The following is a 14,280-nucleotide window of genomic DNA, read 5'->3' as shown; positions in this document are numbered from 1 at the left end:
ATTGTTAAACCCTTTCGTATGTTCCGTTTTTCGTTCGTATGCGCCCTGGTGGTAGTATGCGCTGCATCAACCTGTACCTATGGCCAGCAATCTTACCCCAAAAGCTTATTGTGGCGCATCTCCGGAAAAGGACTCAAACACCCCTCCTACCTGTATGGCACCATGCACCTCACCGATAACCGGCTGTTCAACTTTGGTGATTCGGTATACCGGGCCATTGAAAAAATCGATGGGCTGGCCATTGAAGTGAACCCCGATGAAATGGGCGCCTACTATGTAAATAAGATGTTCGATGAAATAGAAGGGTCTAAACTGCAGGATATCTTAACCGACAAGGATTACAAAAAATACAGCGACGCCCTGTCGAAGAAATTTAAAAAGCCCGCCTCGGAAATAACTACCAATGATATTGTAACGGAAAAGAATAAGTGGCTGAACGATTATTTTGAAAAAGGAGAAATGGCCACTTTTGTGGATGCCTACCTGTATAATATTGCCCGCCGCCAGGGTAAATGGGTGGGCGGCGTGGAAGACATTACCGACCAGGCCGGGCTGCTCGACGACCTGGTTGATAAATCGGATATTGATTTTCTGCTTGCCGGCGATTCTTCCTACATTAAGACAGCCAGCAACCGCATGATGGAGAAGATGGTAGAATTGTATACCAACCAGGACCTGGCGGGTATTGAAGCCCTGATGTCAACAGAATCGCCCGAACACAAAGACGCCCTGCTGATAAAGCGAAATGTAAAAATGACGCGGCGCATCGATAGCCTCACCGCCCTGCGCACCATGTTCATTGCCATTGGTGCGGCGCACCTGCCCGGCGACAGCGGTGTAATACACCTTTTACAACAAAAAGGGTTTACAGTAGAACCGGTGTATTCTTCCAAAAAGATCAATGCTAAAAATTATACATTTAAAGAGGTACGCATTCCCTGGACAGAAACAAGCGACCCGCAGGGATTTTATAAGGTGAGCATGCCCGGTAATCCCGTTAACCTGAAACTGTTCGGCCTCCTTGAAATGAAATACCTGTTCGATGTGTACAATCTTTCTAATTATTGTACCATGGCCATTATCAATCCACGAAGTACCATCAATAAAGACAGTATTTTAAATGAGATGGCGCAAAGGATGTTTCGTACAGACAAGAAGGTTACCGGGAAAAAAGTAGTGAACAATGGGGTTGAAGGAAAGGAATACCAGCAGGTGATCAAGGGAGAGAACGTACGCCTGCAGGCATTCATGCATGAAAATGTAGTGTACGTTGCTTTTATCTACGCTATAAAAGAAGCCACCCTGAGATCAGAAGACGCCAATAATTTTTTCAGTTCATTTAATATTAACAAAACACCGGCCCCATCGGCCCGCAGTTATACGTTTGTTGATTCGGTAATGGGCATTAGTTTTATGGCGCCCGCCGAGGTTACCTACAACAAGAGATTAAGCAACGATAAAGAAGCTGGCTGGCACGTAAGTGGTTTTACCGGCACCGACCTTGCCAATGGCATGTACATCTTCTTATTTTCGAAAGATGTGCGCCCCTCCCATTATTTAAGCAGCGACACCGTTCTTCAAAATAAACTGATAGAAGGATTAAAAACGCAGTATACCGGTCTGCATATCGACACCATCAACCTACAGGGAAATAAAGTTCTTCATTTAAAAGGCAGTCATATAGAGCAGCAGGGATTATACATGGAAGCGATGTCACTGATAAAAAACAACCGGAACGTGGTGTTGATGGTGATCACCGATTCTTTACACCTGCAAACGCCGGAAGCAAAAAAGCTATTCAGTTCCCTGCGTTTTATTCCGCCGGCGTCCATTCCCTGGACGGTGCAAACCACAGCCGATTCGCAGCTATCGGCCCGCATTCCCGGTACTTTCAGAAAATATGAGGATGAAGAACGCAGCTTTAGCTACGCATTCGATACAACCAGCGCCAGTTCCTATTATATTATTCCCGATACCCTTTCGAAATACTTGTGGTATAAGAGCGACAGCCTGTTCTGGAAGAATACGGTAGAACGGTATACGGGCAGAGATAGCCTGGTAAATGAAACAACTGTTGAAAACAATGGTCTACTGGCGAAAGAACTACTGATCAAAGAAGATTACAATTACAAAAGAATGCGCCTGGTGCTGCATGATAATATATTATACCAGGTAATGTTATCGGGTGATAAGGAGTTTGTATACCATTCCGATGCTACCGCCTTCCTGAGTAGTTTTCGCATACACGCCCCGCAGCAAAACAAGACCTTTATAACGCAGCCAAAAACCGCCCTGCTGTTACACGACCTGGCCGGTAGTGATTCAATAGCCAGGAGTGAGGCGTATGGCTACCTCAATCGGATTACATTTACCAGGGATGATTTGCCGCTTTTATACCAGGCATTATTTAAAGAATACGATCCGCTTTATAGCAGCCAGGAAAAAGACTACATTAATTTGCGATTGTCTACATACCTTGGCCGGTTAACAGATACCACCACCATTTCTTTTATAAAGGAACAATACCCTTCGTTGACGAACGACAAAGAATGGCTGAAAGGAACGGCGCTGAGCACCCTGGCCCATTTGCCTACCAAAGAAAGTTATTCAACCCTGGCGCAACTGGTTGACCAATACGATGTGCCGGAGAAAGCCCTCGACTATACTATATTGAATTGCTTAAAAGATAGCCTGGAATTAACAGCGACGATCTTTCCTACGCTTCAAAAGCTGGCCAGGAACAGCGTTCATTGCGATGTAATTTCCAACGTGGCAATAGCGCTAAGAGACAGTGGCCTTATAAAACAGGAACAACTGGCAGTAGCGCAGAATGATTATATTCAGGGTGCTAAAAAATTATTACCCGATGTGAAGACCGGGAATATAGCTTATTACTCAATTGACGATCTCTTAAACCTGGTGGGCAGTTTTAACACAACAGCAGGCAATGAAGTATTAAAAAGCTACCTAACCGTAAAAGATAAGTTTACGAGAAAGGATGCCACGGTACAACTTATAAAGAACAAACAGGCCGTACCGGCGTCGGTTCTGCTTAAACTGGCAGCCGACCGAACTGTACGGCCGTTACTATACGAGAAGTTGAAAGAGCTGAAGAAAACAGCCCTGTTCCCGCAACAATATGCAACGCAACAATACTTTGCCGAATCTATCATTTATGAATGGGCCAGCGATGATTATGACGTGCAAAAAATGATCTTCCTGGCAAAGAAAACCGCCACCTTCAAAGGCAAGCCATATACCTTTTACCTGTACCGGGTTATACTCGATGACGATGGGCCAGAGGGTTACCTGGGCATAGCCGGGGGTTATAAACCAGGCAGCACTTCTCTTCAGGTATCAAAAGAGATCAGTGGCATCTATTGGGATGAAACTTACTCTTTGGGTAAAATAAACACCTTCTTTAAAGACTTTCTTAAAAACAGGGAGCAAGCGGATGAATCTGACTAATTATTAGTTAAAAAACCATAGCACTACTTTAACAGTCAGTTAGTCAATACCTTTGGCATTATTTTCGTTTTCAGCAAACAACCAATTAATCAATACACCAGCTAATAACGGTTAGGCCGTGCAGGATGGGAAAAAACATTCCATCGATAGCTGCATGTAGAGATTTTATTTAATCATTGAAAATCAAAAATGCTTTTCATGAAAAGAATCTCCATAACCCTGCCCGTTATATTGTTCTGCATGATCTGGTGCCAACGTGCTGCCGCCCAGGATTACCGGTTTGCAGCAGGTGTACGGCTCAGTACCTCCTCTCCTACTTTAAGCAGCGCTATTTCGGCCAAATACTTTGCAACAGATAAAACAGCCATTGAAGGTATTGTGGCCTGGGGCAACCGCTTCGGCATTGGCGCCTTGCTGGAAATACATAATAAATTCAACACACCGGGTTTAAGCTGGTTTTATGGCGGCGGTGTATATGTAGGTTTTCAGGACAGCGATACGTACCTGGGCCCAACAGGTATTGTAGGGCTTGATTACAAATTCTCCAATGCGCCGGTTAATCTTTCGCTCGACTGGAAACCCGAACTGGACATTCTTCCCGACATCAATTTTGTACCAGATGCGTTTGCGTTAACGATCAGGTTTGCATTGAAATAACTGGCGATTGAGCTAGTAGCTAGTAGTAAGTGGCTAGTGGGGGTTTATTTCGCTACTCGCTGTATTTGCCTTTGCCTTCCCACTCGCTACTTGCCACTCACTACTCGCTATATTCGCCAATTGCCATTGATTCCCCTATTGCCTTTGCTTGCAGCTTGCAGCGTGAAGCTTGCAGCCGTATTTCCTGTATTCCATTGCACAACTTGTCCCGATGAGTCGGGAGTATCATATTGCCTATTGTAAATTGCCCATTGATCCCCTATTGCCTTTGCTTGCAGCTTGCAGCGTGAAGCTTGCAGCCGTATTTCACCATTAGCAAATTATCATATTAGCACATTCTGCCTTGCATCTTCTTTCTGCCTCTCATTATTTTTTAAGTTCTACAAAATAAATAACTGCAAATAACCGCATTTATCAGTCATTTCCCGGCTATTTTATGCCATATTCATCCACATTTTATCCATTTTATGCGCTTTTGTGCTACATTTCATTTTATATTTGAATGAAACCCAACTAACACTATGCTGAAAAAAGAACGCCAGGCATATATCCTGCACCAGGTGAACCTGCATAACAAAGTACTTTCTTCCTTGCTGAGCCATGAGATCAGGGTATCGGAAGACACCATCCGCCGCGATCTGCAGGAGCTTTCAGAAGAAGGCAAACTCATAAAGGTTCATGGCGGCGCCTTATCGCATTCCTTTAATGATGTATCCTACTCCGGGTTAAGTGTGTATTCGCAGGACCAGAAAAGGATCATCGGAGAAAAAGCAGCCGCGCTTATTCAAAACGGCATGTTTGTATTGACCAGTGGCGGTACTACCATTATTGAAATGGCCCGGGCCCTGCCGCCTTCCCTGAGAGCCACTTTTATTTCGGGCAGCATACCCGCCATTCTCGAGTACATGCAACACCCCAATATTGAAGTGATCATGATTGGCGACCGCGTTTCAAAAAACGCCAAGATCACCATCGGCGCCGAAGCCATAGCCAAGATCAGGAATATTAATGCCGACCTGTGCTTCCTGGGCATCAACGCTATCGATATAAAACGGGGAACCACTGAAAACGATTGGGAAATAGCGCAGTTAAAGAAAATAATGATCGACTCATCGAAAAAAGTAGTGTGCTGCACCATTTCCGAAAAGATCAACACGCTGCAACCCATTCACATTTGTAACATAGCCGACATCGACATACTGATCACCGAGTTGCCACCCGACGCGCCTGTTTTGAAACCCTACATCGATGCCGGTATACAAGTATTGTAACTAACCGATTAACATATACGATCCGGTCCCAGTGAAGAACCATGCCTGCAACCAACAGGCATGATGGCGCTTTCCTACTAACTAAATAATACACTTTATGAGAAAAACCTATTTCCTAGCATTGCTTGTTCTATGTAGCAGTTTCTTCTCTGCTGCATATGCGCAAACGATCAGTGGGGGGGTCTTCGACAAAGCAACCCAGGAGCCCATCCCCGGCGCATCCGTTATAACAATGCAAAGCAGACGCGGTACAACCACCAGCACCGATGGCAAATTCACCATCGAGCTCGAAGGTGATAAAGCCATTGAAGTATCCTATGCCGGCTACCAACCTTATACAATCATTCTCACAACCGCTACCTTTTACAAAATTGAACTGCAGGCATCCACGCTCGACCAGGTAGTGGTGGTAGGTTATGGCACGCAGAAAAAAGCCAATCTCACCGGCGCTGTTTCTTCCGTGGATATTAAAAAAACATTTGGCTCCCGCCCGGTCACTGATATTTCAAGAGGCTTGCAGGGTGTGGTGCCTGGCTTAACCATCACCACTGCCAGCGGTGAGCTGGGCAATGATCCTAAAATAAGACTGCGCGGGCTTTTTGGTTCTATAAACACCGGAACGGGCGGTGCAAAGCCTTTAATCCTGGTCGATAACGTGGAGATACCCAGTTTGCAGATGATAGACCCTGATGATATTGAAAGCATTTCTGTATTGAAAGACGCAGCATCCGCTTCTATTTACGGTACGCGTGGCGCCTTCGGCGTTGTATTGATCACTACCAAATCTGGTAAAAAAGGCAGCGCAGCCAGGGTTACTTATAGCAATAACTTCGCGTGGTCAAAAGCCATCAACACCGTACAACTGGCGCCAGCAGCCTCAAATGCCGAAGCTTCCTTACTGGCAATACGCCGGTTCAACCCCAATAGAAATGATATAATGATGGTGGGAACTACGTATATCGATTCACTGGCCATTACCAAGATCAGGGATTGGGAAGAACAATATGGCGGCCAGGAATTGAGCAATGAAATGGAATACGGTCGCGACTTTGAGATAAGGGACGGTAAAATATTTTTTTATCGCCCATGGAATCCTGGTAAAATGTATATAAAAGACTGGACCCTTCAGCAACGACATAACATCGGCATATCGGGCGGCAGTGAAAGAACCACGTATAACCTGGGCCTCGGTTACATGGGCCAGGAAGGCGTATTAAAAGTAAATCCCGATAAATTCAGCCGGTATAATTTCACCCTGGGCGTAAATACCAGCGCCAACAACTGGCTCGATGTGCGTGGTAAGATCATTTATTCCAACACCCGCTACCAAACGCCTTTTATTTTCAGTCCTGCCTATTACGGCCCCTGGTATTACCTGTACCGCTGGCCAGCTATTTATCCCTATGGTACATATGAAGGCAAACCTTTCAGAAGTGCTGTTACCGAAGTAGAACAAGCCAAAATGGACCAGAATAAAACCGGCCTTGCCCGGATATCGGTAGGCGGAACAATAAAACCATTCAAAGGATTGACCATCGATGCTGATTATACTTACACCAGCACCAATGAGCACCTGAACCAGACCGGGGGTGGAACAATGGCATGGGATTTCTGGGCGCTTTCAAATGGTAAAATGAATTATACCAATTATCAACAAGCCAGCTTTAATAAAGCAAGATGGTATTCTTACTGGAGTGAGATCAATACCGGTAAAGTGTTTGCCACCTATTCAAAAAATATAGGCGATCATGCATTGAAAGTGATTGCCGGTGGCGATATAGAATTATTCAAAAACAATTCGCAGTCATCAGAAAAATCAAACCTCGTTGACCCCGATTATGGTTCACTTTCTTTAACCACCGGTACGCCGTTGGTAGATGGCGCCAATGGCCATTGGTCGACCCTGGGTTTTTTCGGCCGCATAAACTATGCTTATCAAAATAAATACCTCCTTGAATTAAATGGCCGGTACGATGGTTCTTCCCGTTTCCCGGCCAATAATTTATGGGGCTTCTTCCCTTCCATGTCGCTCGGTTATGTGTTAACCGAAGAATCATTCATGAACGCCGTCAGGCCATACTTATCGTTCCTGAAAGTGCGGGCATCCTATGGTTCTATCGGTAACCAGGCAGTAGGTAATAACCGCTTCCGTTCTATCATGGACCCCTCACTTACCAACTGGTTATTGCCCGGTGGCAATACCACTACATTGAGTACACCCGGTGCATTGTCGCCCAACCTCACCTGGGAAACGGTGAAGACTGCGGATGTAGGTGTTGATGCCCGGTTCTTTGATAATAAATTAGGGGTAACGTTCGACTGGTTCCAGAGAACCACCAGCAATATGATAAGCACCGGTTCTACCCTGCCCAGCTCCTATGGCACTACGGCGCCCGTAAGAAATTTCGGCGAATTGCAAGGCAAAGGCTGGGAACTGGCTGTTGACTTTACACACACCCTGTCAAATGGCTTACACTTTACCGTTACCGGAACTTTGTCTGACGCGGTAGAAAAGATCACGCGGTTTGCGAACACCACAAAATCATTACCCGCATCACTTACGGCGCTTAATTTAACTTATTATGAAGGCATGACCATTGGCGAGATCTGGGGATATGAAACAGACCGGCTTTTCCAGGAAAGTGATTTCTCAGGACAGGATGCCAATGGAAAATGGATCTATAAAGCCGAGGTGCCTTCGCAAACCAAACTGGAAAGCGGTGCCTTCTATTACGGGCCCGGTGATGTGAAGTACAAAGACCTCGATGGCGATAATGTTATTTATCATGGCACCAATACGGTTGGTGATGCCGGTGATAAAAAGATCATTGGTAACTCAACTCCCCGCTATCAATATGGTTTCCGTATTGATGCAGACTGGAAAGGCTTTGACCTGGCCCTGTACTTACAAGGCGTAGCCAAACGCGATCTGTGGGCAAGCGGTCCCATTGTATTTCCCGGTTTTCGCGCCTCTGAAGCCTGGTATTCGCACCAGATGGATTACTGGACTGCGTCCAATACCGGGGCATTCTACCCCCGCCCAACCGACTATTCAGCAACCATCGACAGATGGAATTACCTGCCGCAAACCCGGTATTTGTTGAACCTGTCTTATCTGCGGGTGAAAAACCTGTCGCTCGGATATGCCCTGCCAAAGAAATTAATTTCCAAAGCAGGCATTCAACGGGTACGGGTATATGTGAGTGCCGAAAACCTCATCACCTTCGACAAACTGGGCGATATCCCCATTGATCCTGAAATTGATTTTACACAAAATCAAATAGACAGAGACAGGGCTGGCTTCGGCAGGTCGTACCCTTATCGCACAACCCTCTCTGCCGGATTGCAGGTAACCTTCTAATTTCAAAACACTAATTATATGAAAACAAGCATATATATTGTTTTACTGGTAACTGTGTTTTTGGGTGGGTGTAAAAAAACGGATGACTTCTTAACCAAACACCCGCTCGATCAAATGACCGACCAGAGTTACTGGACAAGCGAGAACAATGTAAAAACCTTTGCATGGGGTTTTTATGTCAATTATTTCCCCGGCTATGGTGCCGGGTTTGAACCGGGTTGGGGTGGCTATTTTTCGGGCGAAACGCTCAATGATGATTTTGCGCCCAATGTACCGGCACAGTTTACCAAAAACGTTCCTGCCACAAGCACTACCTGGTCTTTTACCTGGGTAAGAAAAGCCAACCTGTTCATCAGCAGGGTGCCAACAGTGCCCATGAGCGATGAAGCCATCAGCCACTGGACAGGCGTAGGCCGGTTCTTCCGCGCACTTGAATTTTTTAACAAAGTAAGGACCTACGGCGATTTCCCCTGGTACAGCACCGTGCTGGATGAAAAGGATGTTGATGCCTTGTACAAACCCCGCGACCCACGTACATTGGTGATGGATAGTGTATTGGTTGATTTTAAATATGCAGCCGGGCATGTACGCGTTGCAGACGATTTCAGCGGCCCGAAAGGATTGGTGGTGAATAAATGGGTAGTACTGGCGTTTATGTCGCGGGTATTTTTATTTGAAGGCACGTGGCAGAAATACCAGGCCGGCAATACGCAAAAAGCAAATGAATACCTGGAAGCAGCAAAATGGGCAGCCAATGAAGTGATCACTAACGGCGGCTATACCCTGGCCCCGGATTACAGGAAGCTCTTCAACTCGCTCGATCTTGGCGCCAATACCGAAACCATTATGTACCGCCGATATGAAAGTGGTACCGGCGGTATTACACATAGCCTTGCCAGTTATGTAAACAGAGAAGCACAAACAGGCGTTTCAAAGAATACCATTAAAGCCTACCTGTGTAAAGATGGATTGCCTGTTTCCATTTCACCATTGTATAAAGGCGATAAAACCATCGCCAATACAATGACCGACAGGGACCCACGGATGTACGCCACCTTTGTAAGTACATTGCGGTTGAATGGTATTAACGCCAATTATTCGTCGAGCGGCTATGCAGTGCTTAAATTTTTGAACGATGAAATAAAAGAAACGAACGAAGGCCTTAGTAACCAGAACCCCACAGACGCGCCGGTAATACGATTGGGAGAAGTGATGATGAATTACGTTGAAGCGGCCGCTGAATTGGGCACACTTACCCAGGCCGACCTGGATAAAACCATCAATAAGCTGAGAAAAAGAACTGGCATTAATATGCCTTCTTTACAAGTGATCGGCGGGTTGCCGGCAGTGAACGGAGTGGCGTATGATGATCTCAACCGCGACCCAACTGTTCCTGCATTAATTTGGGAAATACGCCGTGAGCGCCGGATAGAATTAATGATGGAAGGCTTTAGAACAAACGACCTGAGAAGATGGAAAAAATATGAATATGTAGATACACAGGCAAAACCCGACATCAACCGCGGCGCCTGGATAAAAAAATCTGATTTTCCGGCGGCCAAGGTAACCATTGAGAACAATGCAGCAGAAGGCTATATTATACCGGCGCCAAAAGCGGAAACCCAACGCATCTTCAACGATCCCAAAGTATACCTTACACCGTTACCGCTCGATCAGATAAAATTATATGCTGATCATGGCGCTGAACTAAAACAAAACCCGGGCTGGCAATAAAATGTTGATGGCCGTCATTTCGTACGAGGGTCAACGATACTAAAGATTATGAGAATATAGGCGTCCCGATATATCGGGACGCCTTTTGGTATAAAAAACACATACAACCCTTCTTTCATCACGGCTGGCATAAGCGCTAATCTGTTTAATAAAATGAGGCTAATTTTACACAACCAATAACTAAAAAATAAATTTCCTGAATAAATCAACAATTTATAACCACGCATTACAAATTGCCTTAATAATTGGTAGCTTTATACAAAATGGTGCTTATGAAACCAACAACCATTGATCACCCTTTCCGTATTATTAAACTGGAGTATAATAGCGAGGCGCCCTTAAGCGCCTTTGAGCAGGAAGCCCTTGAAAAATATATCGATCTGCATAACAACTGTCAGGCATACAACCAGGTGTTGACGAAGTTGCTGAACTATTACTCAACCACCGGCAAAACCTTGCAACAGTTACAGGCCATTTTCGACAACCTGCAAAACGAATACCTGTTGCTGACGCCTATGTTGCATTACCTGCAGGAGGGTGATCCATTAACGGAAAATGAAATTGAATCCATTGATGAGAGCGAGCGCGTTTGTTACGATACACAACCGTTGTTGACACAGTTGCATAACTTCAACCACTCCTACGACGCGTATTACGATGGCTTACGAGCTGCAGAGACGGAGTGTGCCGGCACAGAACAACAACAGGAAAAACTGGAAAAGCAGTTTGACGAGTTCAATGATAATTACTTCAATATTATTATCAGGGACTATGCGCGCATGGAAATTGATTCTGCAAGCCTCGACGAAGACTTCGATAATTTCAGGGGCGCCTTTTGCGATATGACCGGCCTGGCCGATAAACTATATGATGTGCGCGCCGAGTTTCTCGATTCGCATATTCAATTACATAATAAAATAGCTGAGCTCGATAAAGGCATCGTAGCCTTGTTCTCGGCCATAAACGGAGAATCGAATTCGAGTTCGAATCCCAATTAATCCTTTGCCCGCAGTTATGGGGTGCCGGAATATTACCAGAAGTCTCGCATAAAAGCATTATCACATTAATCTTACACGCTTCCTCCAAAGAATAAATACGCCAGGATGATCGCCGTAATAATGCCCGCCAGGTCGGCCAGCAGCATGGTGCCAATGGAATACCGGGTATTTTTAATAGAAACAGAGCCAAAATACACAGCCACCACATAGAAGGTGGTATCCGCTGCGCCCTGGAAAATACCGGAAAGGCGGCTTGCGAATGAATCGGGACCATTAGCGATCATGGTGCTTACCATCATACCACGGGCAGCGCCACCGCTTAACGGGCGTATCAAGGCCGTTGGCAAACCTTCCACAAACCGGGTGTCGGCGCCCAGGAATGAAAAGAAACTTCTTATTCCTTCCATGATCACATCGAATGTACCGCTGATGCGAAGCATGCTTACCGCAACCATGATACCCACCAGGTAAGGAATAATGCGGATGGCGGTGTCGAAACCATTTTTGGCGCCATCGATAAAAGCATCGAAAAGGTCAATTTTTTTATAAATACCACCCAATACGATCAATAGAAATACCAGCAGGATCAACCCATTGCTCAGTACGCTTGAAAAGAACTGCACCGCATTGGCATCGAGCGTGGTAATATACCATACCAGCAAGGCAACCACAGCGGAAATACCGAGAATCCACGTAATAATAACAGGCTGCAGCAGATTTATCTTTTGCCGTAAGGAAACAATGAACATGGCCGTCATGGTGCCCACAAACGTCACGATCATACAGGGCAGGAACACATCGGTAGGATCGCTGGCATGTTGCGTGGCCCTGATGGCAATAACGCTTACCGGAATAAGGTTGAAACCCGCCGCATGCAAACAGAGGAACATGATCTGTGCATTGGACGCTACCTCCTTTTGGGGGTTCAGCTCCTGCAGGCTTTGCATGGCTTTTAAACCAAACGGCGTAGACGCATTATCGAGCCCCAGTAAATTGGCGGAAAAGTTCATGATCATATGTCCCATGGCCGGGTGGCCTTTCGGCACTTCAGGAAACAGCTTTGTAAAAAAGGGTCCAATGATCCGCGACAACAGGTTGATGCCGCCCGCTCTTTCAGCAATATTCATAAACCCGATAAACAGGGCCATTACTCCAATTAATTTCAGGCATAATTCCACCGCATCCCAACAGGTATCGATGATGCCGTTGGCGGCCTGCACCTTAACAGCCACCACTTTATCTGCCTCTTTCCGGTAGATCAGATCGCCCTGCTTTACCCGGCCAACGGTATCCAAGGCCGCCAACAGCGAAGGTTCGGCCGCAGAAACAGGCATTTGCTTCACCTGTACCGAATCTCCTCTTTTACCCACCACCATGGAGCTGAAGATCTGCTTTTGACCACCGGCGAGAAATTGAATACCAGCAACTAAAATGGAAACAACAATAAAGGCACTCCAGATACGACTTAATGCCATAAGGGAATAAGATTAAGCGCTGAAGATAAAGGAATCCGGGCATATTTTATCACCCCGTAATATCCTATCTTTGCGCGCCGAAAACAGTTCTCGGAGGAAGGGAAACAGGTGTGGAGGTTACGAAACCGATCGCGAGGGCGAAAGGCAAATAACCAAAAACCATAAACCACAAACAATAAACTAAAAAAATGGCCTTACAAGCAGGAATTGTCGGATTACCGAACGTTGGGAAATCAACCTTATTTAACGCAGTGAGCAACAGTGCAAAAGCGCAAGCCAGCAATTATCGTTTCTGTACCATTGACCCGAATGTTGGACTGGTTGATGTGCCCGATGCCCGCCTGAACAAACTGGCCGAACTGGTTCACCCCGACCGCATTGTTCCTACACAGATCGAGATTGTAGACATTGCCGGACTGGTGCGCGGCGCCAGCAAAGGAGAAGGGTTGGGTAATAAATTCCTGGGAAACATTCGCGAAGTGGATGCCATTATTCACGTGATCCGTTGTTTTGAGGATGAGAACATTTTACGCGATGAAGGCGCCATCAACCCCGTTGGCGATAAAGAGATCATTGATATTGAATTGCAATTGAAAGACCTGGAAAGCGTGGAAAAAAAGCTGAGCCGCATAGAAAAACAGGCCCGGCTCGATCCCAAGCTGAAAGTTGAATACGAAGTACTGGTACGTTGTAAAGAGCACCTTGAAAAAGGCAAAAGTATTAGAGAACTCGACTTCACAAAAGAAGAACGCCCGGCCATTGCAGACCTGTTCCTGCTCACCGAAAAACCGGTGCTGTATGTAGCCAATGTTGACGAAGCCAGCATGCATACCGGTAACAAGTTCTCGGCCGCTCTACAGGAAGCCGTTAAGAACGAAAAAGCCCAGGTGATCATCATGAACAATTCTATTGAAGCGCAGATCAGCGAAATGGAAGACCCGGCCGACAAGCAGATGTTCATGGAAGAATACAAAATGACGGAGCCCGCCCTGGACCGGTTGATCCATTCTACCTATAAATTATTGAACCTGCAAACGTATTTCACCGCCGGGGTGCAGGAAGTTCGCGCCTGGACGATCCACGAAGGTTGGAAAGCGCCGCAGGCCGCCAGTGTAATTCACACCGATTTTGAAAAAGGGTTTATCAAGGCGGAAGTAATAGCTTATAACGACTTTGTTACTTTAGGTTCAGAAGCCGCCTGCCGCGACGCCGGTAAACTGCGCATAGAAGGCAAGGAATATATTGTAAAAGACGGCGATGTGATGCATTTTAGGTTTAATGTATAAACCATCTGACGGGTTTTGTGTTAACTTAGT

At 45.9% G+C, this 14,280-nt stretch carries 8 protein-coding genes; 7 read left to right on the top strand and 1 reads right to left on the bottom strand.

Annotation, left to right across the window (positions count from 1 at the left end; translation table 11 throughout):
• The first annotated feature begins 18 nt into the window (after positions 1-18).
• The 6 genes from FAM09_RS22975 to FAM09_RS22950 all read left to right on the top strand — a co-directional run bounded on the left by FAM09_RS22975 (position 19) and on the right by FAM09_RS22950 (position 11,489).
• Positions 19-3,468 (top strand): TraB/GumN family protein, encoded by a 3,450-nt coding sequence (locus FAM09_RS22975; RefSeq protein ID WP_136579504.1) that lies wholly within the window; start codon positions 19-21, stop codon positions 3,466-3,468.
• Positions 3,469-3,666: 198 nt separating this feature from the next.
• A complete protein-coding gene (locus tag FAM09_RS22970; RefSeq protein WP_136579503.1) occupies positions 3,667-4,125 on the top strand; it encodes a hypothetical protein in 459 nt (152 codons plus the stop codon).
• 521 nt (positions 4,126-4,646) lie between these two features.
• Positions 4,647-5,396: a DeoR/GlpR family DNA-binding transcription regulator gene (locus FAM09_RS22965; protein ID WP_136579502.1), complete on the top strand. Its 750-nt coding sequence runs from the start codon at positions 4,647-4,649 to the stop codon at positions 5,394-5,396.
• Between the two features lie 97 nt (positions 5,397-5,493).
• Positions 5,494-8,757 carry a SusC/RagA family TonB-linked outer membrane protein gene (locus FAM09_RS22960; protein ID WP_136579501.1) on the top strand — a complete coding sequence of 1,088 codons (3,264 nt, stop codon included), beginning with the start codon at positions 5,494-5,496 and terminating at the stop codon, positions 8,755-8,757.
• Between the two features lie 18 nt (positions 8,758-8,775).
• Positions 8,776-10,491, top strand: coding sequence for a RagB/SusD family nutrient uptake outer membrane protein (locus FAM09_RS22955; RefSeq protein WP_136579500.1), 1,716 nt, complete (start codon positions 8,776-8,778; stop codon positions 10,489-10,491).
• Positions 10,492-10,763: 272 nt separating this feature from the next.
• The gene (locus FAM09_RS22950) at positions 10,764-11,489 is read left to right on the top strand and encodes a hypothetical protein (protein WP_136579499.1); all 726 of its coding nucleotides are present in this window, start codon (positions 10,764-10,766) and stop codon (positions 11,487-11,489) included.
• Positions 11,490-11,560: 71 nt separating this feature from the next.
• Here the strand turns inward: FAM09_RS22950 and FAM09_RS22945 are convergent, their stop codons facing one another.
• Positions 11,561-12,964 carry a nucleoside recognition domain-containing protein gene (locus tag FAM09_RS22945; RefSeq protein ID WP_166437250.1) on the bottom strand — a complete coding sequence of 468 codons (1,404 nt, stop codon included), beginning with the start codon at positions 12,962-12,964 and terminating at the stop codon, positions 11,561-11,563.
• 188 nt (positions 12,965-13,152) lie between these two features.
• Here FAM09_RS22945 and ychF point away from each other — a divergent pair, with 188 nt between their 5' ends.
• A complete protein-coding gene (gene ychF / locus FAM09_RS22940; RefSeq protein ID WP_136579498.1) occupies positions 13,153-14,250 on the top strand; it encodes a redox-regulated ATPase YchF in 1,098 nt (365 codons plus the stop codon).
• The last annotated feature ends 30 nt before the right edge of the window (positions 14,251-14,280 follow it).

This window comes from Niastella caeni (assembly GCF_004834005.1).
In the GTDB taxonomy this organism is placed as follows: Bacteria; Bacteroidota; Bacteroidia; order Chitinophagales; family Chitinophagaceae; genus Niastella; species Niastella caeni.
Note: the sequence above shows the minus strand (reverse complement) of the source record. Positions and strands in the feature narration are given on the sequence as shown.